Annotated in this window: 22 protein-coding genes and 1 tRNA gene; 14 read left to right on the top strand and 9 right to left on the bottom strand. The window is 59.9% G+C overall.

Translation table 11 applies throughout. The features are described from left to right. The first annotated feature begins 65 nt into the window (after nucleotides 1-65). The 4 genes from mdoH (at nucleotide 66) to ACESMK_RS01450 (ending at nucleotide 5,943) form a co-directional block, all read left to right on the top strand. Nucleotides 66-2,186, top strand: coding sequence for a glucans biosynthesis glucosyltransferase MdoH (gene mdoH / locus ACESMK_RS01465; RefSeq protein WP_372994552.1), 2,121 nt, complete (start codon nucleotides 66-68; stop codon nucleotides 2,184-2,186). Next, a complete protein-coding gene (locus tag ACESMK_RS01460; protein ID WP_372994550.1) occupies nucleotides 2,165-3,751 on the top strand; it encodes a glucan biosynthesis protein in 1,587 nt (528 codons plus the stop codon). The genes mdoH and ACESMK_RS01460 overlap by 22 nt, the downstream gene beginning before the upstream one ends. Then, the gene (locus tag ACESMK_RS01455; protein WP_372994548.1) at nucleotides 3,751-5,298 is read left to right on the top strand and encodes a sulfatase; all 1,548 of its coding nucleotides are present in this window, start codon (nucleotides 3,751-3,753) and stop codon (nucleotides 5,296-5,298) included. The genes ACESMK_RS01460 and ACESMK_RS01455 overlap by 1 nt, the downstream gene beginning before the upstream one ends. Before the next feature lie 189 nt (nucleotides 5,299-5,487). Then, on the top strand, nucleotides 5,488-5,943 hold the full coding sequence (locus tag ACESMK_RS01450; protein WP_372994546.1) for an Hsp20/alpha crystallin family protein: 456 nt from the start codon (nucleotides 5,488-5,490) through the stop codon (nucleotides 5,941-5,943). A gap of 41 nt (nucleotides 5,944-5,984) precedes the next feature. Here ACESMK_RS01450 and ACESMK_RS01445 read toward each other — a convergent pair whose 3' ends face one another. The 8 genes from ACESMK_RS01445 to ACESMK_RS01410 form a co-directional block, all read right to left on the bottom strand. Beyond that, nucleotides 5,985-6,302 (bottom strand): PA4642 family protein, encoded by a 318-nt coding sequence (locus tag ACESMK_RS01445; protein WP_372994544.1) that lies wholly within the window; start codon nucleotides 6,300-6,302, stop codon nucleotides 5,985-5,987. Between the two features lie 135 nt (nucleotides 6,303-6,437). Then, nucleotides 6,438-7,271, bottom strand: a complete 834-nt coding sequence (locus tag ACESMK_RS01440; protein ID WP_372994542.1) for a flagellar motor protein MotB — start codon at nucleotides 7,269-7,271, stop codon at nucleotides 6,438-6,440. Nucleotides 7,272-7,275: 4 nt separating this feature from the next. Beyond that, nucleotides 7,276-8,049 carry a motility protein A gene (locus tag ACESMK_RS01435; RefSeq protein WP_372994540.1) on the bottom strand — a complete coding sequence of 258 codons (774 nt, stop codon included), beginning with the start codon at nucleotides 8,047-8,049 and terminating at the stop codon, nucleotides 7,276-7,278. 55 nt (nucleotides 8,050-8,104) lie between these two features. Further along, entirely contained in the window at nucleotides 8,105-8,932 is an 828-nt protein-coding gene (aroE, locus tag ACESMK_RS01430) for a shikimate dehydrogenase (protein WP_372994538.1), read from the bottom strand. Further along, on the bottom strand, nucleotides 8,925-9,851 hold the full coding sequence (hemF, locus tag ACESMK_RS01425) for an oxygen-dependent coproporphyrinogen oxidase (protein WP_372994536.1): 927 nt from the start codon (nucleotides 9,849-9,851) through the stop codon (nucleotides 8,925-8,927). Before hemF ends, aroE begins: the two co-directional genes overlap by 8 nt. Before the next feature lie 8 nt (nucleotides 9,852-9,859). Continuing rightward, complete coding sequence (locus tag ACESMK_RS01420) at nucleotides 9,860-10,432, bottom strand: L-threonylcarbamoyladenylate synthase (RefSeq protein ID WP_372994534.1); 573 nt, start codon at nucleotides 10,430-10,432, stop codon at nucleotides 9,860-9,862. Between the two features lie 44 nt (nucleotides 10,433-10,476). Beyond that, nucleotides 10,477-11,619: a DNA-processing protein DprA gene (gene dprA / locus ACESMK_RS01415; RefSeq protein WP_372994532.1), complete on the bottom strand. Its 1,143-nt coding sequence runs from the start codon at nucleotides 11,617-11,619 to the stop codon at nucleotides 10,477-10,479. 71 nt (nucleotides 11,620-11,690) lie between these two features. Then, nucleotides 11,691-12,707, bottom strand: a complete 1,017-nt coding sequence (locus ACESMK_RS01410; protein WP_372994530.1) for a LysM peptidoglycan-binding domain-containing protein — start codon at nucleotides 12,705-12,707, stop codon at nucleotides 11,691-11,693. A 409-nt stretch (nucleotides 12,708-13,116) separates the two neighbouring features. Here ACESMK_RS01410 and def point away from each other — a divergent pair, with 409 nt between their 5' ends. The 10 genes from def (at nucleotide 13,117) to ACESMK_RS01360 (ending at nucleotide 24,081) form a co-directional block, all read left to right on the top strand. Beyond that, a complete protein-coding gene (def, locus tag ACESMK_RS01405; protein WP_372994528.1) occupies nucleotides 13,117-13,620 on the top strand; it encodes a peptide deformylase in 504 nt (167 codons plus the stop codon). Nucleotides 13,621-13,713: 93 nt separating this feature from the next. Further along, nucleotides 13,714-14,649: a methionyl-tRNA formyltransferase gene (gene fmt / locus ACESMK_RS01400; protein WP_372994526.1), complete on the top strand. Its 936-nt coding sequence runs from the start codon at nucleotides 13,714-13,716 to the stop codon at nucleotides 14,647-14,649. 1 nt (nucleotide 14,650) lies between these two features. Further along, nucleotides 14,651-15,952: a 16S rRNA (cytosine(967)-C(5))-methyltransferase RsmB gene (gene rsmB / locus ACESMK_RS01395; RefSeq protein ID WP_372994524.1), complete on the top strand. Its 1,302-nt coding sequence runs from the start codon at nucleotides 14,651-14,653 to the stop codon at nucleotides 15,950-15,952. Then, nucleotides 15,949-17,352 carry a Trk system potassium transporter TrkA gene (trkA, locus tag ACESMK_RS01390; RefSeq protein WP_372994522.1) on the top strand — a complete coding sequence of 468 codons (1,404 nt, stop codon included), beginning with the start codon at nucleotides 15,949-15,951 and terminating at the stop codon, nucleotides 17,350-17,352. The genes rsmB and trkA overlap by 4 nt, the downstream gene beginning before the upstream one ends. Nucleotides 17,353-17,454: 102 nt before the next feature. After that, complete coding sequence (gene glyQ / locus ACESMK_RS01385) at nucleotides 17,455-18,480, top strand: glycine--tRNA ligase subunit alpha (protein ID WP_372994520.1); 1,026 nt, start codon at nucleotides 17,455-17,457, stop codon at nucleotides 18,478-18,480. Nucleotides 18,481-18,482: 2 nt separating this feature from the next. Further along, nucleotides 18,483-20,564, top strand: a complete 2,082-nt coding sequence (glyS, locus tag ACESMK_RS01380) for a glycine--tRNA ligase subunit beta (protein ID WP_372994518.1) — start codon at nucleotides 18,483-18,485, stop codon at nucleotides 20,562-20,564. A gap of 2 nt (nucleotides 20,565-20,566) precedes the next feature. Continuing rightward, entirely contained in the window at nucleotides 20,567-21,124 is a 558-nt protein-coding gene (gene gmhB / locus ACESMK_RS01375; protein WP_372994516.1) for a D-glycero-beta-D-manno-heptose 1,7-bisphosphate 7-phosphatase, read from the top strand. A gap of 35 nt (nucleotides 21,125-21,159) precedes the next feature. After that, a tRNA-Pro gene (locus ACESMK_RS01370) sits at nucleotides 21,160-21,236 on the top strand. A gap of 208 nt (nucleotides 21,237-21,444) precedes the next feature. Continuing rightward, complete coding sequence (locus tag ACESMK_RS01365; protein WP_372988424.1) at nucleotides 21,445-22,569, top strand: calcium:proton antiporter; 1,125 nt, start codon at nucleotides 21,445-21,447, stop codon at nucleotides 22,567-22,569. Nucleotides 22,570-22,716: 147 nt separating this feature from the next. Continuing rightward, nucleotides 22,717-24,081, top strand: coding sequence for a metal-dependent hydrolase family protein (locus ACESMK_RS01360; protein ID WP_372994514.1), 1,365 nt, complete (start codon nucleotides 22,717-22,719; stop codon nucleotides 24,079-24,081). 50 nt (nucleotides 24,082-24,131) lie between these two features. On the opposite strand, the gene ACESMK_RS01355 is transcribed toward ACESMK_RS01360, so the two are convergent. Beyond that, complete coding sequence (locus ACESMK_RS01355; protein WP_372994512.1) at nucleotides 24,132-25,496, bottom strand: OmpP1/FadL family transporter; 1,365 nt, start codon at nucleotides 25,494-25,496, stop codon at nucleotides 24,132-24,134. Nucleotides 25,497-25,610: the final 114 nt, after the last annotated feature.

Raw genomic sequence — 25,610 nt, 5'->3', positions numbered from 1 at the left:
CCTGTCAGGTTCGAATCCGCAAAGCCCTCTGCCCCCTATCGCCCGGGGCAGCATTAGGTACCCCAGTGAATGATACCGGTTCGTGGCATCCGGTTGCCTTTCGTCGGCGCCTGCTGCTGGCAACGCTTGTTGCGGCACAGACCCTGGCCGGAACAGCACTGTTCGCGTTGAGCCTGCCCGATTTTCCGGGGCGTTGGATAACGACCCTGCTGATTGCGGTCTTCGGGGCTCTGTTTGCCTGGATCGGCGTGGGCTTCTGGACTGCCGTTTTCGGATTTGTGACACTTCGTTGTGGTGGCGATCCCTGGAGTCTGTCCCGATGCGTGGGTCCACCGGAACCGGCCAGTACGCGAGTTGCCCCGACGGCGGTGGTCCTGCCCATCTGCCACGAGCCGGTGCAGAGAACCCTTGGCGGGCTGAGGGCGATTTACCGGGACCTTGAACAACAGGGGCAAACCGGCGCTGTGGATTTCTATGTGCTCTCGGACAGTCGGGACCCGGAAGTCTGGCTCGAAGAACAGGCGTTGTGCGCGGAATTGTGCGATCAGCTGGGCGCCCACCACCGCCTGTTCTACCGCCGCCGCACCGTAAACCTGAACTTCAAGAGCGGCAATATCGCCGACTTCCTGCGGCGCTGGGGACGTCGGTACCGATACATGGTGGTGCTGGATGCCGACAGTCTGCTCAGTGCCAGTTGCATCACCCGGCTGATTGATCTGATGGAAGCCCGGCCCCGGGCGGGTATTATCCAGACTATGCCCCGCCTGGCCCGGGGCCAGACCCGCTTCGCACGTCTGCAACAGTTTGCCAATCGATGTTACGGGCGGCTGTATGGCGCCGGGCTGGCCGCTATCCAGCTGGGCGAAGCGACCTATTGGGGCCACAACGCCATCATTCGGGTCGCCCCGTTCATGCGCCATTGCGGCCTTCGTAAACTCAGAGGGTTTGGCCTGTTCAAAGGGCCGGTGCTCAGCCATGACTTTATCGAAGCCGCCCTGATGGGCCGCGCCGGCTATGAGGTGTGGCTGGAACCGGCCATCAATGGCAGTTTCGAAGAGTCGCCCCCGACCCTTGAGGACGATCTGACGCGGGACCGTCGCTGGTGCCGTGGCAATCTGCAGCATCTCTGGTTGCTGGCCACATTGGGCAACCTCAGATTTGCCCACCGAATGGCCCTGGTGACCGGTATTGTTTCCTACCTGGCCTCTCCACTCTGGCTGATTTTCCTGGGCCTGTCCGGCTATGTGGCACTGGCCAGCCCGGAGCCCACGCCCGCATTACCCGGAGTGTTGGCCAGCTCCGGGGCCGGCTCCAGTTCCGGTGCGCTGCTGCTGGCAGTGACCGCGCTTCTGCTTTTTGTTCCCCGAATTCTCGCGGTTTGTGATCGGGCCCTGGCAAAACGCACGGAGCCGTTCGGCGGTGTCGTTCAGCTCGGCATCAGCACCGTTATCGAAACACTCGTCGCGCTGGCGCTCGCCCCCATCCGGATGTTTGCTCACACCCTCCACGTGTTCAGCGCGCTGCTCAACTTACGGCTTAGCTGGCAGGGCCAGAACCGGGCAGGCAGTGCCGATTGGCGAGTCAGTTTCCAGCGTTTTGGCCCGGCAATGACCCTCGCCGGTGGAACCCTCGCCGTTATCCAGTGGCACGCGCCGGGCCTGCTTCCCTGGGCCCTGCCAGTGGTTCTGCCCGTGCTGCTGGCCTCGCTGTTGGCCGGCTGGCTGAACTGTGCACCCGGGCGCGAAGCCTGGCTCCGGGTGCCGGAGGATGATCCGGGTGCCGGCGTTATTGAGTTGGCCCGTTCAACACTCCCGCTGTGTCAGCACCAGCGTTGGGAAACGCTGAGCTGGTTTGAGCAGGCCGTTCTGTCGCCCCCCCGGGCAAGGCCGGCACAGTCACCTCCCCGGACCATCGCCGGCAGAAAACGACAAGCCCTGGCGCGCCTGGTAGAACGCTGCGCAAGCGCAGGCAGTTCGGGCCTCAGCCAACGGGAGCTCAGCCTGATCTGCAATCACCGGGAGGCGATGGAGTCGTTGCATTTGCGAGCCTGGCGTTCTAAACCGGGGTCGCCCTGGGGCCTTGCACTCGCGCGCATGGCCCAATCGGTGAGGTGGCATGCCGGGCCGGATCTGGCGCCAGAACCCCAAAGACGGAAGGAGATCCTATGGATAGACGCCGCCTCCTGAAGCTCGGGCTTGCCCTTTCCGCAGGTCTGCCATTCGCGCTCACGGGAACTGGCCGGATACTGGCTTCAGACAGACAAAGACCCTCCGGTAGTGGGCAGGCGTTCAGCTACGACTGGTTATGTGGACATGCACGGCAACTGGCAGAACACGCCTATCAGTCTGCCCGTGGTTCGCTGCCCCCGGCCCTCCGCTCTCTGGACTGGGACCAATATCAGGCCATCCGCTACCGACCTGAGCAGGCACTCTGGCGTAACCATGACAGTGCGTTTCAGGTGCAGTTTTTCCATCTGGGACTGTTTTTTCTGGAGCCTGTCCGGTTCTACGAGGTGGTTGATGGCCATCCCCATGCCCTGGACTATCAATCGGAGCATTTTGACTACGGCGGCAACACCGGTCTGTCGGACTTGCCAGCCGATCTGGGTTACGCCGGGTTCCGGCTGCACTTTCACCAGGATTTCGACCGGGACCTGGCGGCGTTTCTGGGTGCGAGCTACTTCCGTGCGGTCGGCGAGTCCCGCCAGTATGGGCTCTCGGCGCGTGGATTTGCGGTCAATACCGGACTGCCAGTGGCTGAAGAATTCCCCCGTTTCCGGGCCTTCTGGCTGCAACGACCCGAGCCGGGGGATCTGCATCTGACGGTTTACGCATTACTGGATTCGCCAAGTCTGACCGGGGCTTACCGATTTGTGATTCATCCGGGCCGCAACCTGGATATGGCCGTGTCCGCAGCGATTTACCCACGTAAACCCCTGGAACGTTTCGGTGTGGCGCCACTGACCAGTATGTACCAGACCGGTGAGAATGACCGTCGGATGGCCAACGACTGGCGGCCGGAAATTCACGATTCAGACGGGCTTGCCCTCTGGACCGGGAACGGTGAGCGAATCTGGCGGCCCCTCACCAACCCCGAGGAGGTCCGGGTCAGTCATTTCGTGGATCAGGCCCCCCGGGGTTTTGGGCTGCTTCAGCGAGACCGGAACTTCCAGCATTATCAGGATGACGGCGTGTTCTACGAGCAGCGCCCCAGCCTGTGGGTTGCACCCGGCGAGGACTGGGGCGAAGGGGCCGTGGTGCTGGTTGAGATTCCGACCCGGGACGAAACCTTCGACAACATCGTTGCCTTCTGGAACCCGGCGACCGCCTGGCAACCCGGAAAGGAATACCGGGTCAGTTATCGCCTGACCTGGGGCGAAAACATGCCAGACCAGGCGATTGAACTCGCCACGGCCCGGGCAACCCGGACCGGCATTGGTGGCGTAGTTGGTCAGCCGCGCACCTATTTCTCCCGACGATTTGTCGTTGATTTCGCCGGCGGAACCCTGGGCATGCTGGACGGAGATGCCGGAGTAGAGGCTATGGTCACCACCAGCCGGGGCCGGGCAGAGCTGATATCCGCCCGGCCCCTGGAGGAGATCCGGGGCTTCCGGGCGATGTTTGATCTGATCCCTGACGACAGCACCGATCCTATTGAGCTGAGACTTTTCCTCAGACTGGGCAGCCAGGCACTTACCGAGACATGGCTATACCAGTATGCACCGCCAGCGCCTGAGGACCGGGTTTTCTGATGCTGATCTGGCTTCTGCTGCTGAACGGACTGTTCCTGTTTCCGACCCGGGCATTGCCGGGCGCCAGCCCCTGGCTCTCAATGGAAGCACTGGTGATTTGGGCCGCCCTGTGCGGGCTGCAGGATCCGGCTCGGCGTGACCGGTTCACCCTGGCGCTGGCGGTTGCCTACGGCCTGCTGGCATTGCTGGTTCTGGCTGACGCCCTGGTGCGGGAAAGCCTGGGCCGCGGGCTTAACCTGTATCTGGAAGCCGACATGCTTGGAGCTGCCTGGCATTTGTTGGACACCAATCTGGGCGCCATCGTTGCCGCGTCGGCTCTGGGGGTTCTGGTGGGCGCTCTTCTCGGCCTGGGCTGGTTAGTCCGCCACAGCCTGGAGAGGCTGAAACATCATTCTCCGGAACACCTGGGCAAACCGCTCTGGATGGCGACAGGTCTGTTTCTTGCCGGAACTGTGACGCCGTGGATTGGCAGCCCGGCGCTGGCATTCATGGCCAATCAGGCCTCGCTGATCAGCCACACGCACCAGACGACCCGGAGCTTTGCGGACGAGCTCGACGCACGGGCGGGGCGGGGAAGCCAACCCACACCCTTGCAGCGACTGGCCGACAGGGATGTGATCCTGGGTTTTATCGAGTCTTACGGGATATCAACGGTTACCGACGAGCGCTACCGCTCGTTGGTGGGGCCAAGCCTGGATGCCATGGCCCTGGAACTGGACGCCGCCGGGCTCAAGGTCGCTACCGGCCGGCTGCAATCGCCCATCCAGGGTGGTCAATCCTGGCTTGGACACCTGTCGGTTCTGAGTGGTCAGTGGATCCACAACCAACTCGCCTATGAAACCCTGCTCAGCAGCAGCTACGCCACCCTGGTGGACGACTTCCGCAGCACCGGCCACCAGACGGTGGCATTGATGCCTGCCATCACCCAGACCTGGCCCGAGGGCCGGCTGTTTCGCTACGACCGGATCTACGATCACGATGACCTGGGTTACCAGGGGCCGCCATTCAACTGGGTTACCATGCCCGACCAGTACACCTGGCGCCGGTTTCAGGCGATCCGGGAGGAAAACCAGGGGCCGCTGTTTGCAGAGCTGGCGCTGATCAGTAGCCACGCGCCCTGGGTTCCGATACTGCCGGTGCTCGATGACTGGGAAGCCATAGGCGACGGCGAGGTGTTCCGGCGCTGGGAGGATGCCGGCGAGGCGCCCGTCTCGCTGTGGCGTGACCCGGAGCGGGTTCGCCAGCACTACGGAAAAGCCATTGCCTATGCGCTGGAAACCGCCGGAGGATTCGCCACCCGTTACCTCGGGGAAGACGCACTGCTGATCATCCTGGGAGATCATCAACCGGCACCCCTGATCACTGGCGAGGACGCCAGCCGGGACGTGGTTGTGCATGTCATCAGTGCCGATCCGTCGCTGATCGACCCCTTCCTGTCCGGAGAGTTACCGGGATTCCGCCCCGGCATCCGGCCAGATCCGGATACAGCCGGAGCCACCATGAGCCGTTTCCGTCCCTTCCTGCACCGGCATTTCGGAGAATTCTGAGGCGGGCTTGATGCCGGTCAAATTTCGATCAACCAGACCCTTGAAATGGTCCGTACTGCACCTACATTCGGTAGTAGCAGAGGTTCACGGATAACCATCCGGCTGGCGCCACCGGCATGGAGCTGTTCCGCGATCGAAGCTGATAGCCAATTATTCAGATTCGTTTCGTTTGAAAAGGAGGGATGCTTTATGAGCAATCTTACCCGCTGGAATCCGGTCAATGAGTTCGAAGACCTGATGAACCGCTATAACCGCATGTTCGGCCTGACCCGCTCGGCAGGCGAACGGGAAAGCAAAGATATGTTCAGCCGCAGCGACTGGGCTCCGGCCGTGGACATCAAGGAGACCCCCGAGGCCTTCACCATTGAGGCCGAGTTGCCGGGGATGTCAAAGGAAGACGTCAAAGTGACGGTACACGAGGGCGTTCTGAGTATTCAGGGTGAACGCAAAAGTGAGAACGAGACCGACGACAAGAAGCACCACCGGATAGAGCGTTTCTACGGCAGCTTCCTGCGGCGCTTTACGCTGCCGGACAATGTCGATGAAAACAGTGTTAAGGCCAACTTCAAGGACGGGATGCTGACCCTGACGCTCCAGAAAGCCGAGCCGAAAGAGCCCAAGGCCATTGAAGTCGACGTGCAGTAAACGCCGACAACCTCAGGCAACGACCCACGACCGCATCGGGATCAGTTCCCGGCTGCGGTCGTTTTTTTGGCACCGGCATTTTGCAGTGCCGTTGCATAATCCACACTGCGGCGATGCCGGGAGATCAGATCCAGAATGGTTTCCCCCTCCGGGCCAGTGGCATTCAGATCCCGGCCTTCAGCAACGAAAAATCCGATAAAGCGTTCGAAATCCTCCGCCCGCATGGCCTGGTAGGCTTTCAACAAGGCATTGTAGTCGACATTCTCCGCAGCATCCCAGGGGCGGATATCCAGGAAACTCCTGACCCGCTCGTCGCTCCATTCTTCACCAATGACTTTTGGCTTATCCGGTCCACTCATGCTTGCTCTCTCGCTTTACTCTGCCAGTCAATTATTGGGCGCACAGTATAAAGCCCTGAAAGCTCGGCAGTTATATGGATTACGAATGAGAAACTGCGCGCCGGATATAAGGCCTCGCGGCATTACGACAGGCTGTCAGGGCATGATTTCGACCGGCAAGTCGCCCGTGGGCACCTCGTCGCTGCATTCGGGATTGCGAATGGCGATTTCCACCCGGCGGTTCAGGGCCCGATTTTCCGGCGTGTCGTTGGGCGCCAGCGGGTTGGTCTCGGCACGCCCGGCCGCCACCACGCGCTCGGCCGGTACCTGGCGGTTCAAGACCAGCTCGTGCACCACGGAAACCGCACGGGCGGCCGAAAGGTCCCAGTTGGAGCGATACCGGTTGCTGGCTATGGGCCGATCATCGGTATAGCCGGACACCAGGACATCACCGGTACAGGCGGACAGCACATTCACCACCCGCTCGATGATGGGAATCATCTCCGGCTTGATGGCCGCGTCGCCGGAACGGAAGGTGGCCTCCTCGGAGAAGCGGATCACCACCTGGTTCTCATCATAATTGACACTCAGGGCCTCGGAGGCCACTTCAGACTCCAGCTCCCGGATCATCCGGCTGGCCAGGTCGATCACCCCACCGGGAATCTGGGTGGGCGCGGCACCTTCGGCCCGCTCGTCAATGAACTCGGGCTCCCGGGTCTGGGATTCCGTTGGCTCGGGAAGGGATACCGTGTCCGATTCAATCATGGTCAGGGGGGAACCACCGACATCCTCGTCCAGGACATTGCTGGAACCAAAGGCCACTGCCATGGAGTTGGCCATGGCCCGGTACTTCTCGACGTCCATCTCGGCAAACGAAAGCAGCAATATGAAAAAGGTCAGCAGCAGGGTGGCCAGATCGGCAAAGGTGACAATCCACGCCGGGGTCTGGTTTTGCAGGCGCTTCCTGTTCTTCTTCAGGACCTGTTCCACACCCTCAGGCCTCCCGCTCCGGCGCCAGGCCGGTGCGCTGCTCGGGCGTGACAAACGAGGACAGCAGCTCGGTCATTACCCGGGGGTTCTCGCCACGCATGATGTTCTTGATTGAGGTGATGATCAGCATCTGGTTTCTGGCCTCGTCCTCGGCTTTCAGCTGCAGCTTGTCGGCCAGGGGCAGGGCAATCAACTGGGCAATAAAAGCACCGTACAGGGTGGTGAGCAGGGCGATCGCCATGGCAGGGCCAATGGAAGAGGGGTCGTCCAGGGTGTTGAGCATCTGTACCAGACCCACCAGAGTGCCCAGCATGCCAATGGCCGGTGCCGACTCGCCGATGCCCCGGAACACCCGCTCGGCCACTTCGTAGCGCTCAGCAGTCTGCTGGGTTTCCTGGGCCAGCGCCTCCTCCACCAGTTCCGGCGGATGGCCATCCACACAGAGATTGATGGCCTTTTGCAAAAATTCGTTGTCGGTCTGGTGGTTTTCCAGGCCCAGGATTCCTTCCTTACGCACCACCATGGCCAGCGATCCCACTTCCCGGATCAGCTCCGCCGGACGCGCCATGCGGTCGGTAAAGGCGGCAGACATCGCCAGGCGGAAGGCGCTGGTCACCGATGCCATGCGGAACTTGATCAGGGTAACGGCAAAGGTCCCGCCCAGCACAATGGCCAGCCCCGGGAGGTTCAGGAACGTCAGGAAGGTGGCGTTGGCCAGCATTGCCAGGATGACAATCAGGACACCGGCCACAAGCCCTACAAGGGTAAGAATATCCATCGAAAATCCTTACGGAATGTTGACCCAGAGCATAGCCCAATCCCGGGCCAGGGGCTCAGTCGTTACGTAATGCCTCAATCACCGGCGCGGTTTTCGGGCTGACGCCACGCCAGATCCGGAATGATTCCGCCGCCTGCTCCACCAGCATACCCAGCCCGTCGTGGGCGATCTGTGCACCCTGTTCCAGAGCCCACTGATTAAAGGTTGTGGTCTGCAAAGAATACATCATGTCGTAGACCACCGTTTTGTCACCAATCACCTGGGGTGAAAGCGGAGGCAGATCACCCTGGAGACTGGCACTGGTGCCGTTGATGATCAGATCAAAAGGCTCACAGGGCTGCTCGAACCCACAGGCCGACAGACGGGTCTCCCCGGCAACGGGTGTAAACAGATCAACCAGGGCTTCAGCCTTGGCGACGGTTCGGTTGGCAATGGTGACAGAGCCAGGATGCTCCGCCAGGATTGGGCCCAGAACGCCTCGAACCGCACCGCCGGCACCCAGCACCAGAATCCGCGACGCCATCAGAGCGACACCGTGATTGACAACAAGATCCCGGACAATACCGCAACCGTCCGTATTGTCGGCGGTAAGAACGCCATCGTCGTCCAGGTACAGGGTATTGGCTGCCCCGGCCTTTTCGGCCCGCTCGGTGCGGCGACCCGCCAGCTTCCAGGCATCTTCCTTGAAAGGCACAGTCACGTTCAGACCCTTTCCGCCTCGCTCAAAAAATTGCGTTACGGTGCCGGCGAAATCATCCAGCGGCGCCTGGATGGCGGTGTACTCAACCGGTTCACCGGTCTCGCGGGCAAACAGGCTGTGAATCCTGGGCGACTTGCTGTGGCTGATGGGGTTGCCAACAACCGCATAGAGATCGTTAGTCATGTTGGGTCTCCAGCCAGTCCCGGCCGGTCAGGAAATAGTCGGTAAGCCGGGCTTCCTCTGAGCCGGGCTCGGCGGCCCGGTTATAGTCCCAGCGCACCAGCGGCGGCAAAGACATCAGTATGGACTCGGTTCGCCCACCGGATTGCAGGCCAAACAGGGTGCCCCGGTCATAAACCAGGTTGAACTCCACGTAACGCCCGCGCCGATAGAGCTGGAAATCCCGCTCGCGGTCACCGAAAGGGTGGTCCATACGGCGCCGGACGATGGGTTCGTAGGCGTCAATATAGCTGTCCCCCACGGCTTTCATCAGCCCGAAATCCTGCTCAAAGCTGCCGGTGTTGTGATCATCAAAGAACAGCCCGCCGACCCCCCGGGGTTCATCCCGATGTTTCAGATAAAAGTAGTCGTCACACCAGTGTTTGAAGCGCTGATAGGTGCCCTCACCAAAGGGTTCACACGCGGAGCGGGCGGTTTGGTGCCAGTGGACACAGTCTTCCTCAAAGCCGTAGTAGGGCGTGAGATCATAACCGCCACCAAACCAGTACACCGGTTCACTGTTTTCAGGGGTGGCAATAAAAAACCGTACGTTGGCGTGAGAGGTCGGGACATAGGGATTGGAAGGATGGATAACCAGGGACACGCCCATGGCCTGCCAGGGGGCGCCGGCCAGATGCGGACGATGGGCCGTGGCTGACGCCGGCATGGTATCTCCCATCACATGGGAAAAGTTGACACCGCCCTTCTCAAACACCCGGCCGTCCGTGATCACGCGACTGACACCACCACCGCCTTCCGGGCGATCCCAGGCATCCCGGATGAACGATGCACCCCCATCAACAGCCTCCAGCCGACGGCAGATAGATTCCTGCAATCCCAGCAGATACTGCTTTACCGCGTGGCTATCGGGTTGCTGTGTCATAGACTCTCCTAGCGAAGTTGCTGACCACTGACAATATCAATAATCCGGCTGGGTTTGCGATTACCGCCGAGAGCGCCGGGCACGATCCAGTCAAGCTGGCCACCAAAATAGCGCCGGACCTGCCAGATGCGGCGGGCCGGCTGGCGCCCCGCCGGGTTACAAGAGGTGGATACCAGGGGCATTCCTGTTGCATCACAAAGAGCCCGTACCACAGGGTGCTCACTGACCCGAACCGCAATAGAGCGATGCTGCCCACGCACCCATGCCGGGACCTGCTGCTTCACGTCTGGCACCAGACAGGTTACAGGGCCCGGCCAGTGTCGTTTCGCTTCAGCCTGCAGTGAGTCGGGCAGGGGATCCAGCAGGAAGCGGACCTGCTCAACCGAAGAGGCCACCAGGATCATGCCTTTCTCGACGGGACGCTGTTTCAGTTCCAGAATCCGCTCTACCGCCTCCTGATCCCAGGGGTCACAGCCCAGACCCCAGACAGCTTCCGTTGGATAGGCAATGACGCCGCCACTGAAAACAGTGCGGCGGGCACAGTGCAATTGCCAGTCAGAGAGGGGCCGGGGATTGTCCATACTGCTCGTGTCAGACTTGATCAGGGTCGTTGGTTACACCGGTTTCAGGCAATTTTCTGGAAGCCCCCGGGTGCCGAACTTACCAGTCCCTGCAACTCCAGAAGCAACAGGGACTGCATGAGCTGATCGGCCGGGAGACCGGTTGCTGAACTCAGTGCATCGGTTGATTGTGGATCATACCCTAAAGCCTCAAATACCGCGATTTCCCGGGTGCTCAATTCCGCCAGCGGTCCGCCTCCCCGTTGCTTGGGCTCGGGTGTGGTGGCAATGCCTGTGGTAACGGGTGGGGACCACCAGGCGCCCAGTTCTTCGAGAATATCGTCTGCCGTTTCCACCAGACGGGCACCCTGCTTGATGAGATGATGGCAACCCCGGGCTACCGGGCTGTGGATCGACCCGGGGATGGCGAAAACTTCCCGTCCCTGCTCCAGCGCCATGCGGGCGGTGATCAAAGAGCCGCTGCGCAGGCCAGCTTCGACCACCAGCACCCCACGGCTCAGGCCACTGATAATACGGTTGCGTTGGGGAAAATGCGCAGCCCTGGCCGGGGTACCAGGGGGATACTCGGAAATCACCAGCCCCTGGGCAATCACCCGCTCACCCAGGCGTCGGTGTTGGTGCGGGTAAATGCGGTCCAGGCCACAGCCGATCACGGCCGTGGTCGGAAACCCTGCATCCAGCGCACCGGCGTGGGCGGCACCATCGACACCCAGTGCCAGACCGCTGGTGACCAACAAATCCCGGGTGCTCAGTTCAGCGGCAAACCGGCGTGCGTGGTCCAGGCCCGCCGGGGTAGCCTTGCGGCTTCCGATAATCCCGATCTGCTCACGGGCCAGCAGGGTGGTATCACCGAGGGTATACAGCACCACCGGCGCATCATGTATGTGCCGGAGCTGTTCAGGGTAATGGACATCCTGCCAGGTGAGGATACCAATGCCGTGTTTACGGCAATCCTCCCGGATTCTTCTGACCTCACAAACGACCGGATGGCCGTCATCGCGCTGTTGCCAGGCCTGAATCGCAGCAAGGGATTCACCAGTCATGCCCATGGCCCGCAAGGTTGCGGCATTCATGGAAAGCAGCTGTGGAAGGTCAGGAAATTCTGTCAGCAACTCACGCCGACGGGTGCGGCCAACGTTTGGCAGGCAGGTCAGAAACAGCCATTGGGCTGTGGCAGAGGAAAACACGGCATCGTCCTTGAAAACAGAGAGGCCGGACCTTCCTGGTCCGGCCGTTATGTCGATCGGTATTCAGTGGATCAGGGGTTGGTAACCTTGTCTCCCACCCCCAGAACACGGCTGGCCTGAAGCACCAGGCCGTAGCTCATCTTTTCATAGGCCTGAAACACCATCAGCAGCCCGGCACGCTCAGAGGGCAGCTCGATGGTCTCTCCGGTTACCGGATCGCGCACCAGGTTGCCGCTTTTCAGAACGGCCATCACATTACCCGCTTCCAGACCTTCACGGGTGCCGCGGTTGATGGCAACCACATCGAACTGACCGATCTGGCTGACACCACCATCGACCGAGATCATCTGGCCCTCAACGTCTTCGCTGGGGGCACTGGGGACAAAGCTGGTGGTCAGGCGGCGGTCTTCGCTCACCAGGAGCCGGTCACCAATGCGAACTTCTTCATTGGAGCTGGTCAGGTTCACGGTCAACACATCACCATTTTCCCTGGCCACATCACCCCGAGCAATGCTGCGGGCTTCCAGGCCGAGGAATTCGCCGGTTTCGGGATCGCGGAATTCCTTGCTGCGACGGAACACCCCGACCTTGTCGGCCGGTTTTTCACCACGGACGTAAATTCGATCACCGGCACCAGTGATAATCCTGCCGTCTTCACCTTCCAGCACATAAGGCGCGCTGTTGATGTCTTCCGGGCTGACAATCCGGGTATCGGTCAGGAAACTGCCGATGGCATCCAGCGGAATCGCGGGGATCGGCGTTTCGATGGGTTCGGAACGGATCTGTGGCGACAGCTTGACGACATCGCTGCTGGCAACCTTGGTAATACGGGGTTTGCCATCAATATAAACCAGGGCAAGGCGATCACCGGGATAAATCAGGTGGGGGTTGGCGACCTGCGGGTTTACATGCCATATTTCCGGCCAGTACCACGGGTTATTCAGAAAACGGGCCGATATGTCCCAGAGGGTGTCACCCTTCACAACGGTGTAACGCTCGGGATGGTCGGACCGCAGCTCCGGTGCAGCATGGGCCCAGGAGGTGATAAGCAGCGTAGTTGCTGCCAGAGCGTACAGCAGTTTCCTCATTGTGTAAGTCCTTGATCGCGTGCCTTGATTCTTTGCATTCTGTTGGGATGCAGTCAGTTACCTGCAGCTTATTACGTTGTTATTCCAGTTACTATAGAAGAAGTCTCGCAAATTGTGATGTTATCTTTTGTTCTTCCAGTAAATTCTATCCCGCCGTTGAAAGATTTTAACTATTAACTGATCAGTTTGTACTCAATCGACGAATTGTTGGATAATAGCACTGTGTACGTTGGAATCTCCGCCAGCCTTTGAAAGCTGGGACCCTGCCCCGATAATAGTAGAGTCAGGGCGAAAATTTGCGCAGTACGCTGTCGCATTTCGGAGATCGCTTTCACAACGTTACAAAAGTTAAAAGAGACGCTGGCGCACTCTGGCGGGCGTCCCGACATACAGGCCAAAAGACCGTACTATGATACTAGAGATTCTCGAATACCCGGATCCCCGTCTGCGCACCATCGCCAAGCCGGTCGAAGAGGTGACAGACGCCGACCGCAAGCTGATCGACGACATGTTCGAGACCATGTACGATGCGCCGGGCATTGGCCTTGCGGCCACTCAGGTAAATGTTCACAAGCAGATCATTGTCATGGATCTGTCGGAGGACAAGAGTGAACCGCGGGTGTTTATCAATCCCGAAGTCGAAGTGCTGGACGGTGAACAGGAAGTCATGCAGGAAGGCTGCCTGTCGGTACCCGGGTTCTACGAAGATGTCGAAAGGATCGAGCACTGCATGATCCGGGCCCTGGATCGCGACGGCAAGCCCTTTGAACTGGAAGCCCGGGGCCTGCTGGCGGTCTGCATCCAGCATGAGATGGACCACCTGAACGGCAAGCTGTTCGTGGACTATCTCAGCTCGCTGAAGCGTAACCGGATTCGCAAGAAGCTCGAGAAACTCCACAAGAAGAGTGCCTGATTGGCGTTCGGGCGGGCATCAAAACCAGACACTATTACGGACCGGGTCACGACCCGGTCTTTTCGTATTCAACGGAACAGAGACCAAAGCACCGTGCGACTTGTTTTTGCTGGCACACCGGATTTCGCGGCGACCGCTCTCAAGGCCCTGATTGCGGCCAATCACGATATTGTTGGCGTATATTCCCAGCCGGACAGGCCTGCTGGCCGCGGCCGCAAACTGCAGCCCAGCCCGGTCAAACAGGTGGCCCTGGATCATGATATCCCGGTGTTCCAGCCCGAGACGCTGAAAGCGCCGGAGGCACAACAGCAGTTGGCGGACCTGCAACCGGATGTGATGATTGTCGCCGCCTACGGGCTGATCCTGCCGAGGGCCGTTCTGGACATTCCGACCCATGGCTGCCTGAACATCCATGCCTCCCTGTTACCCCGCTGGCGCGGTGCGGCGCCCATCCAGCGGGCCATAGCCGCAGGCGACGCAGAAACCGGCATTACCATCATGCAGATGGACGAAGGCCTGGATACCGGGGCCATGCTGTTGAAATCCCTGACCGCCATCGCAGACGAAGACACCGGAGGCAGCCTCCACGACCGGCTGGCAGAGATTGGTGGCAAAGCCATCGTCAAAGCTCTGGAACTGCTGGAAAAAGGCGAGCTGACCGGAGAACCTCAGAATGAGAACCAGGCCTGCTACGCCAGCAAGTTGAGCAAAACCGAAGGTCATATTGACTGGTCTTCAGGCGCCACGGCCATCGAGCGACTCATTCGGGCCTTCAATCCCTGGCCCGGCACCTACACCGACCTAGGCGACCAGCGCATCCGAATTCACGAGGCCCGCGCCCTGGTAACGGCCAGCGACGAGCACCCCGGCACCGTGCTGCGGCGGGATCGCGAGGGTATTGATGTAGCCTGTGGCGAGGGAACCCTGCGCATTAGGCGCCTGCAGCTGCCCGGCTCCCGCGCCCAGAGCGTGAACGACCTGATCAACGGGGGCAAGGAACTGCTCATGCCCGGCCAGGAGCTGCGCTGACATGAGTGACCGACAACAACCTATGCGCGCCGTTGCGGCCGGCGTCCTGCTGTCGGTGGAGAATGGCCAGTCCCTGTCCCAATGTCTTCCGCCGGCCCTGAACCGCCTGCCCCCGAATGAACGCCCTGAACTCCAGGCGCTCTGTTATGGCACCTGCCGCTGGTTCCACCGGCTTGATGGCGAACTCAATGGCCGCCTGAAGAAACCGCTGCGCAAGCCCGACCGCATCGTCCATCACCTGATCCTGGTTGCGTTGTTCCAGTTGCGCTTCAGCCAACAGGCCACCTATGCCGTACTCAATGAAACCGTTGAAGCCTGCCGGGCCCTGGACAAACCTCATCTCACCGGGCTGGTGAATGGTGTCCTCAGGGCGGCAGAGCGGGAAGGCGCACCAGAACCTGCGGACGATTCGACCCGGTTCAGCCATCCGGTTTGGATGGTGGAGAAACTTCGCCACAACTGGCCCGAAGACTGGCAACAGATTCTTGAAGCCAACAATGCCCAGGCACCCATGACCCTTCGGGTAAACGCCCTGCGGTTTGGCCGGGATGAGTACCTTGGCCTGCTGAAAGAGGCCGGCATCGAAGCCAGCCCCACCCGTTTTGCACCCCACGGTATTCAACTGGCCAGCCCGGTGCCGGTTGACCGGCTACCCTGGTTTGCCGATGGTGCCGTCAGCGTGCAGGATGAAGCGGCGCAGCTTTGCACCACCCTGCTGGACCTGGGCCCGGGCCAGCGCGTTCTGGATGCCTGCGCGGCCCCGGGGGGCAAAACCTGTGCAATCCTGGAAGCCTGTAGTGACCTGGCGGAGGTGGTCGCCATCGACGAGTCCGCTGACCGCCTGCCCCGGGTCCAGGAAAACCTGGATCGCCTGGATCTCACGGCCACCCTGAAACAGGCTGACGCGGCCGCCACGGATGAATGGTGGGATGGTCAGGTTTTTGATCGCATTCTGCTGGATGTCCCCTGCAGTGCCAGCGGAGTGGTTCGCCGACACCCGGACATCAAGCTGCTACGCCGGGAATCCGATATTGTCCCGCTGGCCGCCATACAGCTTGGGCTACTGGAAGCAATGTGGGCTATCCTGAGACCCGGGGGCCGGCTGGTGTACGCCACATGTTCGGTGTTCCCACAGGAAAATCACCGTATAATTCAGCGGTTTTGCAGACAGCAGACCGACGCAATTCTTATTGAGCCCGATGCTCAATGGGGTCGCAATATGGGAACGGGGCGGCAACTGCTCCCCGATCCCGACAGCCATGACGGCTTCTTCTACGCCGTGTTGGAGAAACCTGAACCATGAAAATCCTGATTCTGGGTGCCGGCCAGGTTGGCGGTACGCTCGCGGAAAACCTCGCCAACGAAGCCAACGACATCACCATCATCGACAACGATGGCGCCCGACTGCGTGAATTGCAGGATCGGCTCGACATTCGCACCGTCCAGGGTGCGGCGTCTTATCCCACCGCGCTGCGACAGGCCGGGGCAGAGGACGCCGACATGCTGATTGCTGTCACCAACAGCGACGAAACCAACATGGTGGCCTGCCAGGTCTCCAAATTGCTGTACAAGACCCCAACCACCATCTGCCGCGTTCGCGCCAACGCCTACCTGGCAAAATCCGAGCTGTTCTACCAGCGGGACCAGACCAAGGATCTCGACAGCCTGCGGGGCTTTCCCATTGATGTTCTTATCAGCCCGGAACACCTGGTCACCAAACACATAACCCGACTGATCGAGAACCCGGGCGCCCTTCAGGTACTGGAATTCTCCAAGGGACTGACCCGCCTGGTGGCCATCCGTGCCACCAAGGGCGGGCCCCTGGTTGGACACGAGCTGTCTTACCTGCGCACGCACATGCCCAAGATTGATACCCGGGTGGCTGCCATCTTCCGGAAAGACCGGGCCATCATGCCCGAGGGCAACACCGTCATCGAGGATGGTGATGAGGTTTTCTTTATCGCTGCGGGCGACCACATCAAATCCGTGATGAGCGAATTGCAACCGCTGGTTAAACCCTACAAACGCATCTTTATTTGCGGTGGCGGCAACATTGGCCAGCGGCTGGCCCATACCCTGGAAAACCGGTACCAGGTGAAACTGCTGGAGCGCGACCACGAGCGCTGCGTCATGCTCTCGGAGAACCTTCGCAAAACCGTGGTGCTCGAAGGCAACGCTGCCAACAAGGACATCCTGCTGGAAGAAAACATCGAGAATACCGATGTGTTCTGTGCAGTAACGAACGACGATGAAGCCAACATCATGGCCTCCCTGCTGGCCAAACGCCTGGGTGCCCGCAAGGTACTTACCCTGATCAACAACCCGGACTACGTGGATCTGATCCAGGGTGGCGACATCGATGTGGCCATCTCGCCCCAGCAGACCACCATCGGCAGCCTGCTCACTCACGTACGAAGGGGTGACGTTGTGAATGTTCACTCACTGCGCCGAGGGGCCGCCGAAGCCATCGAAGCCATCGCCCACGGCGACCACCGGTCCTCGAAGGTGGTCGGCAAACGGCTGGATGAGATCAACCTGCCGGAAGGCACCACCATCGGCGCCATCGTGCGCCGCAATGAGGTACTGATCGCCCACGATCACCTCCGGATCCAGCCGGATGACCACGTTATCCTGTTCCTGGTGGACAAAACCCGCATCCGGGATGTGGAAAAACTGTTCCAGGTGGGCCTCACCTTCTTCTGACCTTAGAAATACACGTCCAGCAAGCGTATAATGCGCCTTTTTTCGGAGTGCCCCGAAGGACAACCGGGGCGCCACACACAGACTGATCAGCAGGCAACCGTCGTGACAGACAAGGCAACACAACAGACAACTCCGGACATCAGGACCTTTCAGGGCCTGATCCTGGCTCTGCAGAATTTCTGGGCGCAGCATGGCTGCGTGGTGCTACAGCCACTGGATATGGAAGTGGGCGCTGGCACCTTCCACCCGGCCACCTTCCTGCGGGCCATCGGGCCGGAAACCTGGAACGCCGCCTACGTTCAGCCCAGCCGCCGACCCACCGACGGCCGCTACGGTGAAAATCCCAACCGGCTGCAGCATTACTACCAGTTCCAGGTAGTCCTCAAGCCGTCGCCAGACAACATCCAGGAATTGTACCTGGACTCACTCCGGGCACTGGGCCTGGATCCGCTGGTGCACGACATCCGGTTTGTGGAAGACAACTGGGAATCACCCACCCTGGGTGCCTGGGGCCTGGGCTGGGAAATCTGGCTGAACGGCATGGAAGTCACCCAGTTCACCTACTTCCAACAAGTGGGTGGCCTGGAATGCTACCCGGTCACCGGCGAGCTCACCTACGGGCTTGAGCGGATCGCCATGTACCTGCAGGGCGTCGACAGCGTTTACGACCTGGTCTGGACCGAAGGCCCTGATGGTGTGGTCACCTACGGTGACGTGTTCCACCAGCAGGAAGTGGAGATGTCCACCTACAACTTCGAGCACGCCGACACCGAATTCCTGTTCCACAGCTTTGACGTTCACGAGCGGGAAAGTGCCCGCCTGATCGACGCTGGCCTGGCGTTGCCGGCCTATGAACAGGTACTCAAAGCCTCCCACACCTTCAACCTGCTGGACGCCCGGCACGCCATCTCGGTAACCGAACGTCAGCGCTTCATCCTGCGGGTTCGCACCCTGGCCCGCTCTGTCGCCCAGGCCTACTTCGACAGCCGTCGTTCACTGGGCTTCCCGCTGGCGCCTGACGCCCTGCGCAAGGAAGTCCTCGCTGCCGCAGAGGCCGCCGACGACAAGGCAAAGAGCAAGAAGGGCAAGAAAGCGAAGAAGGCACAGCAGGAACAGGGGAACGCATAACCATGGCTACACAGGATTTTCTGGTCGAACTGGGCACCGAAGAGCTGCCCCCCAAGGCCCTCAAGCCGCTGTCTGACGCCTTTACCCAGGGCATTGCCCGGGGTCTGGAAGAGGCCGGGATTGAGTTTGGCAAAGTCGAAAGCTTCGCCGCGCCACGCCGCCTTGCAGTGCGCATCCGGGATCTGGCGGACGCCCAGCCGGACAAATCGGTGGAAAAACGTGGCCCTGCCGTCAAGGCGGCCTTTGATGATGCCGGCAACCCCACTCGCGCGCTGACCGGTTTTGCCACCTCCCTTGGTGTTACCCCGGACCAACTCGATACCCTGGAAACCGACAAGGGTGCCTGGGTGGTTTACCGCACGGTGGAGCAGGGCAAACCCACGGTGGAACTGATGCCAGACCTGGTGGAACAGTCCCTCGCCGGCCTGCCCATCCCCAAGCGCATGCGCTGGGGTGCCCACCGCACCGAGTTTGTACGCCCGGTGCACTGGGTGGTATTGCTGTATGGCAACAAGGTGATTGATGCGCCGATTATGGGCCTCACGCCAGGCAACAAGACCCGCGGCCACCGGTTCCATTGCCCGAAATCCCTGATCGTGCCCACGCCGAACGATTACGAAGTCATCCTCAAGCAGGAAGGCTATGTCATTGCCGATTTCGCCGATCGCCGGGAACAGATCCGTGCCGGCGTGACCGAACTGGCCGAGAAGGAAGCCGGTGGCAAAGCAGTGATTGATGAAGACCTGCTGGACGAAGTTACCGCACTGAACGAATGGCCAGTCCCCCTGATGGGCCGCTTCGAAGAGCGATTCCTTGAAGTTCCGGCGGAGGCGCTGATTTCCTCCATGAAGGAACACCAGAAATATTTCCACGTGGTAGCCAGCGACGGGGAAATGCTGCCGCTGTTCATTACCGTCGCCAACATCGAGAGCAAGGACCCGGCCCAGGTGGTCTCCGGTAACGAGAAAGTGATCCGGCCCCGCCTGTCGGACGCCGCGTTCTTCTATGAAACCGACCGGAAAACCAGGCTCGAAGACCGCGTTGACGCCCTCAAGCCCATCGTGTTCCAGGAAAAGCTCGGCAGCATCTACGACAAGTCGGTGCGGGTGGCTGCCCTGGCGAAGAAGATCGCCGAAGCCATCAACAGCGATCCGGCCCTGGCCGAGCGCGCCGCCATGCTGGCCAAGACCGACCTGGTCACCGAAATGGTACTGGAGTTCACTGATCTCCAGGGCATCATGGGCCAGTACTACGCCGCCAACGACGGCGAGCCGGAAGACGTGGCCAAGGCACTGAACGAGCAGTACATGCCCCGTTTCGCCGGCGACGATCTGCCCACCACCCTGACCGGCTGCGCCATTGCCATCGCGGACCGCCTGGATTCCCTGGTGGGGCTGTTTGGCATCAACCAGCCACCGTCCGGCACCCGTGATCCGTTCGCGCTGCGTCGGGCTTCCCTCGGGGTACTGCGCATCATCATCGAACGGCAGTTACCGCTGGATCTGCAGACCTGCTGCGAGTGGGCGGAAGAGAACTTCACCGTACTGACCGAGCAGAACACCGCGACCACCGTCGTGGATTACATGCTGGAGCGCTTCCGGGCCCATTACGATGAGCAAGGCATTGGTGCCGAGGTTTACCTGGCCGTTCACGCCCGCCGGCCGACCCGCCCGCTGGACTTTGACCGCCGGGTGAAAGCGGTGGAAGCGTTCCGCCAGCTGCCCGAAGCCCAGGCTTTGGCCGGTGCCAACAAGCGGGTTTCAAACATCCTGACCAAGCAGGGTGGTGACAGCATCGGTGAAACCGTCGACGCCAGCCTGCTGCAGGACAGCGCCGAGAAAGCCCTGGCCGAACAGGTTGACCAACAAGCCGCGAAGGTCCTGCCGCTGTTCGAGAACGGCGACTACGCCAGTGCCCTGAGCTCCCTGGCCAGCCTGCGGGAACCGGTGGACAACTTCTTTGACGAAGTGATGGTAATGGCCGAGGACGACGCCATCCGGAACAACCGCCTGGCGCTGCTGAACCGGCTGCGCAACCTGTTCCTGCGCGTTGCGGATATCTCGTTGTTGCCCACCGCCGGCTAGCGATGCTGATCATCCTCGACCGGGACGGGGTCCTCAACGAGTACGATGGCAATTACATCTGCTCGGCGGATGAATGGCACCCCATTCCCGGCAGCGTTGAAGCGGTGGCCCGGCTCTGTAACGCCGGCCACCGCATTGCCATCGCCACCAACCAGTCCGGCATCGCCCGCGGTTACTACAACACCGACGAACTGGACGCCATGCATGAAAAGCTCGAGCGCCTGGTGGAAGCCCAGGGTGGCTGCATCGACTTCATCGCCTATTGCCCCCACCATCCCGACGATCAATGCCATTGCCGCAAGCCACTGACCGGCCTGCTGGAACAGATCCGCCAGCACTTCCACCTCGCAAACCTGAAAGCTGCCATCATGGTCGGCGACAGCCGCAAAGACCTGGAAGCCGGCCACGCTGCAGGGTGCCGACCGGTGCTGGTGCGAACCGGCAATGGCGAGGAAACCGAACGCCACCTGGACGCCAGACCCATACCCGGCGCCGACGTCAGTATTTACGATAATCTCAGCAAATTTACGGATGCCCTTTTATCCGCCGAGGGCTGGTAAAACCAAAGCGAATCCGTATAATACCGGCCGTTGATCGGCGTGTGGCGCAGCTTGGTAGCGCACTTCGTTCGGGACGAAGGGGTCGCAGGTTCGAATCCTGCCACGCCGACCATTTTCCCGCTTTGAGCTAAAAGGCGACATTTGCCCGCTCCGCTCCCACAGTAAAGCCTATCTGGCGTAGCAGTGCCGTCCCACCAGACCTGAAAAACCTTGCCAGATCCAAAGCCGGCACACCCGTACGGTTTCTCCTTTTGCCAACCCATCAAGATGATGCTTTACTACAGCAAACACTGCGCAGCCTGAGACCCGGGACACATTAATTGAAAGCTTCCCCCACCAAACCAGTAAACTGGTTGGCAAAACTGCATGCGCAGATACCGATCTGGAGCATTGTTCTTCCAGCGGTTGCTTGCGTTCTGTTGGTTGTCCTCCATGGTGTCACACTCGGGCCCGTGCTGGCTTTTATTTCCCTGATCACACTTCTTGGGGTCGTGCTTGTCGCTGTTTACCATGCCGAAGTAATCGCCCATCGCGTTGGTGAACCTTTTGGCGCGTTAGTCCTAGCCCTGGCTGTAACCGTCATTGAAGTATCACTGATTGTCTCGATGATGCTGTCAGATGCCGGGGATGCAAGCAGCCTGGCCCGGGACACGGTATTTGCGACAATCATGATCGTTTGTAACGGTGTGATCGGACTATGCCTGTTGCTCGGGGCGCTGAAGCATCAGAGGGTGAGCTTTAGAATCGAAGGAACGGCGCCAGCGCTGTCCGTCATCGCCACCCTTGCAACACTGACTCTGATCCTGCCGGATTTCACCTTCACCACCGAAGGGCCAACCTTTTCCAGTGCCCAGCTTCTGTTTGCCGGGACCATGTCGTTTTTGCTCTATGGGTTGTTCCTTTTTGTCCAGACGATTCGGCACCGCGATGATTTTCTGCCCGAGCAGCAGCCGGGCGAGGAAGAAACACCTCCCCACGAGCTCCCTTCCAAAGGAGCGTTCGCCGCGAGCATGGTTCTTCTGCTGCTATCGCTGATTGGCGTGGTGGGCCTGGCTGAAACCATGGCCCCGCTGGTGGAGGCCACAGTCGTGTCGTTTAGCCTGCCCCATGCGGTGGTCGGGGTCGCGATTGCACTGATGGTACTGATGCCGGAAACCATGGCTGCAGTGCGGACGGCGATGCGTAATCAGATGCAAATCGGCTTCAACCTGGCACTTGGCTCGGCGCTGGCAAGCATCGGTTTAACCATTCCCACAATCGCTGCCATTTCCCTGTACCTGGAATTACCCATGGATCTCGGGTTACCTCCAACGGAAATGGTCCTGCTTGTTCTCACTTTGTTCCTTACTGCAATGACCTTAACAGGCGGCAAGGCAACGATTCTTCACGGCGCAGTTCATCTGGTCGTGTTTGCGTGCTTTCTTTTCCTTTCCGTAATCCCGTAAATCAGCAACAAACATTCAATATTCAAAGGGGGCCTGACCATGAATTTTCTCAGCAATAGTGGCGGCTCTTCATCTCCTTCAATACTCACCTCTCACGGAGCCTGCGTCTGCGGTTCCCCGCTTTTACAAAAGTTCCATGAGCGAATGATGGCAGACATCAGCCGCCGGCAGTTCTTGGGTGGCGCAGCGGCCGTGATGGCCATGTTCAGTGGGCTACACGCACCGACCGTTCTGAGTAACAAGCCGAAGCGCTCGGGGGGTCCGGTATTGCTGACCAACCTGACGTTGTTCGATGGCAAGGGCGGGCCTCTGCGGAAGAACGTTTCCGTCAGGGTTGAAAACGGCCGGATAGAAGCGCTGCTGAACGACAGCTCCGGAACGGACGGGGCCGAAGTCATTGATTGTGGTGGCCGGATACTGATGCCCGGCATCATCGATGCCCACTGGCACACAACTCTGGCCGCAATCTCGCAGATCGAGGCAATGACGGCCGAGCCCGGCTATGTGCACCTGGTTGCAGCCCGTGAAGCAGAGAGAACGCTGCTGCGTGGTGTGACATCGGTCAGAGACGTGGGCGGTCCGTCCTTTGCCCTGAAACGGGCCATCGATAAAGGCATCATCCCCGGCCCCAGGATATTCCCGGCCGGTGCCATGATCTCCCAGACTTCGGGACATGGCGATTTCCGCATGCGCCACGAAATCCCGAGAACACCAACCACGCCCCTGAGCCCGGCAGAGCAGCAGGGCGTTGCGGCTATCGCAGATGGTGAGGCTGAGGTTCTGCGCCGTACCCGGGAACAGTTGATGATGGGAGCATCCCAGATCAAGCTAATGGCGGGCGGTGGCGTGGCCTCCATGTTCGATCCGCTGGACAGCACACAGTTTACCGAGCGAGAGCTCCGTGCTGCCGTGGAAGCCGCGGAAGATTGGGGAACCTATGCGATGGCGCACGTGTATACCCCTCGCGGCATACAGAGGGCGCTTCGGGCCGGCGTCAAATCCATCGAACATGGGCAACTGGCTGATGAGGAAACGGTCAGAATGATTGCCGGAGAGGGCGCATGGTGGAGCCTGCAACCGTTCCTGCAGGATGAAGATTCGAACGTGTACCCGGATGCAGAGCGCAGAGCAGCCCAGGCAAAGGTCGCCGAGGGCACCATCAGGGCTTATGAGTATGCCCAGCGGTTTGACGTCAAAACGGCGTGGGGAACCGATATTCTGTTCAATCCTCAAAGCACCGGGAATCAGCTCAGACATCTGGCGAAGTTAACCCGTTTCTACGACCCTCAGACTGTCCTTTCGATGGCGACGGGCAGCAACGGAGAGTTGCTGGCACTTTCCGGCCCCCGCAACCCTTACCCGGGTAAGTTGGGCATCATAGAACCGGGCGCCCACGCCGATTTGTTGGTAGTGGACGGTAACCCCGACCGGAATCTCGATTTCCTGGTCGATATTGATCAGAACCTGCGCATGGTGATGAAGAGCGGTCACTTCTATAAAGATGAACTGTGAGCATGATTCGGCCATGCATGCGTTGGTTGGCCTAACAATTTGCTCCTGTTCTAAAACTGGCGGCTAAACTGCAAACCCGCTGTCCACGGCACTACGTCATACTCGCTTTTGAATGAAGTCTGGCCCTGCGCAGGATCCGTCGCTTTATAGTCGATGGAAATATCGCCCTCATAAAAAACCCGGGCGACAAACATGTCAACCGTCCAGTCGCCTGCCAAATCGCGAACCTGTGCACCCAGAGAAACCTGATGGTAATCATCGAACGGTGTCAGCGGCGAACGAGTCTTCATGGTGACGGGAGATTCGTCAAACAAATAGCCAGCCTTCAGTGACCATGATGGTGCCACCTGCCAGACTGCGCCAACCCGCCACTGCCAGGTGTCCTTCCAGCTCTGAACCTGCTCCTCAGATGGTTGCTCGGCAGGAAAAGCCACCGGCGTCTTCTCGCGGGATACGACAGACAGCGCCGAAGCATCACTCCATTTCGCCCAGGTTGCCCCGGCAAGCAGCTTGAGTGCGTCGTTCCACTGGTGAGCGAGGCCGACACTCAGGCTTTGAGGAATCGTGATGGGGACTTCTATCCGCTCAGTAACGGTTGTCTGCGCGAGGCCGCTGGCTGACAGAGTGGGGAAGTTGGTGATAGTGCCGGTACCCTTAAGATTGAATTCGGTACCGGTGCGGGCAGAGAGACCAAGCGACGTTTCAGGCGTCGCCTGCCAGAGCATACCAATGGTGAATTCCAGGGCGATGTCGTCACCCTCAAGTTTTGCCTGGCCATCACTCAAGGTACCGCGAGGTAGAGAGAAACGCGCCTCAATTCCACTGAAATCTACCGGGTTGCGCTGTTCGGCATCGGCATAGAGCACATTGATACCGCCGCCCAACGAGAAACCTTCTCCGCTGTCCACAGCGAAAGACGGGCTCACACCATAGGACACCAGTTCAATCTCATCACCAAGGAACCGTCCGGCAAAGGCGTCGCCATAATCGAAGCCCAGACCATAGGGGACGTAGACCCCAAGCCCGACATCCAGCCAGTCGTTCACTTCATGGGTAAGGTAAGCATTGGGCACCGCAAAGGTCTCGACGTGATCGCCGCCACCATCACCGACGACAGTGTCCCCGTTAGCGCGGGTCGCTGATGTTTGAGAATCCCGGCCGACGGCGTCGATCTCGAACAGGATTGCTCCGAACGAAAGGTTGGTACCGGAAAGCCGGCTCATTCCGGCAGGGTTGAAAAAGATCGTAGAAGCATTTTCCGGGTTGGCGACACTGCCGGCGTTACTGACTGCGGAAGTACTGGCACTTTGATCACTATTGGACAGACCGCCCGCAGAAGCTACAAATGGGGTAAACACGGATATCAGGAGAACTGAGCGAAATTCCTTTACAAAACCTGACCTTGAACTATACATACAGCATCCTTTTGAGTAGGCTTCGAAGTATAGTTTTTAACGACACATCGTTCCAAGTGACTGTGTCAAAAGTTGTAAATTGAATAAGTCAGGTGTTTGGCCAAGGCGGGAAAG

Source organism: Marinobacter sp. (genome assembly GCF_041687235.1).
In the GTDB taxonomy this organism is placed as follows: Bacteria; Pseudomonadota; Gammaproteobacteria; order Pseudomonadales; family Oleiphilaceae; genus Marinobacter.
This window is presented reverse-complemented; position numbering and strand designations above follow the sequence as displayed.

Excerpts from the sequence above, each read along its gene's own strand:
- ACESMK_RS01460 (WP_372994550.1), top strand. The coding sequence starts at position 2,165 with ATGGATAGACGCCGCCTCCTGAAGCTCGGGCTTGCCCTTTCCGCAGGT.
- ACESMK_RS01455 (WP_372994548.1), top strand. The coding sequence starts at position 3,751 with ATGCTGATCTGGCTTCTGCTGCTGAACGGACTGTTCCTGTTTCCGACC.
- ACESMK_RS01450 (WP_372994546.1), top strand. The coding sequence starts at position 5,488 with ATGAGCAATCTTACCCGCTGGAATCCGGTCAATGAGTTCGAAGACCTG.
- ACESMK_RS01445 (WP_372994544.1), bottom strand. The coding sequence starts at position 6,302 with ATGAGTGGACCGGATAAGCCAAAAGTCATTGGTGAAGAATGGAGCGAC.
- ACESMK_RS01435 (WP_372994540.1), bottom strand. The coding sequence starts at position 8,049 with ATGGATATTCTTACCCTTGTAGGGCTTGTGGCCGGTGTCCTGATTGTC.
- aroE (WP_372994538.1), bottom strand. The coding sequence starts at position 8,932 with ATGACTAACGATCTCTATGCGGTTGTTGGCAACCCCATCAGCCACAGC.
- hemF (WP_372994536.1), bottom strand. The coding sequence starts at position 9,851 with ATGACACAGCAACCCGATAGCCACGCGGTAAAGCAGTATCTGCTGGGA.
- ACESMK_RS01420 (WP_372994534.1), bottom strand. The coding sequence starts at position 10,432 with ATGGACAATCCCCGGCCCCTCTCTGACTGGCAATTGCACTGTGCCCGC.
- ACESMK_RS01410 (WP_372994530.1), bottom strand. The coding sequence starts at position 12,707 with ATGAGGAAACTGCTGTACGCTCTGGCAGCAACTACGCTGCTTATCACC.
- def (WP_372994528.1), top strand. The coding sequence starts at position 13,117 with ATGATACTAGAGATTCTCGAATACCCGGATCCCCGTCTGCGCACCATC.
- rsmB (WP_372994524.1), top strand. The coding sequence starts at position 14,651 with ATGAGTGACCGACAACAACCTATGCGCGCCGTTGCGGCCGGCGTCCTG.
- trkA (WP_372994522.1), top strand. The coding sequence starts at position 15,949 with ATGAAAATCCTGATTCTGGGTGCCGGCCAGGTTGGCGGTACGCTCGCG.
- glyS (WP_372994518.1), top strand. The coding sequence starts at position 18,483 with ATGGCTACACAGGATTTTCTGGTCGAACTGGGCACCGAAGAGCTGCCC.
- gmhB (WP_372994516.1), top strand. The coding sequence starts at position 20,567 with ATGCTGATCATCCTCGACCGGGACGGGGTCCTCAACGAGTACGATGGC.
- ACESMK_RS01360 (WP_372994514.1), top strand. The coding sequence starts at position 22,717 with ATGGCAGACATCAGCCGCCGGCAGTTCTTGGGTGGCGCAGCGGCCGTG.
- ACESMK_RS01355 (WP_372994512.1), bottom strand. The coding sequence starts at position 25,496 with ATGTATAGTTCAAGGTCAGGTTTTGTAAAGGAATTTCGCTCAGTTCTC.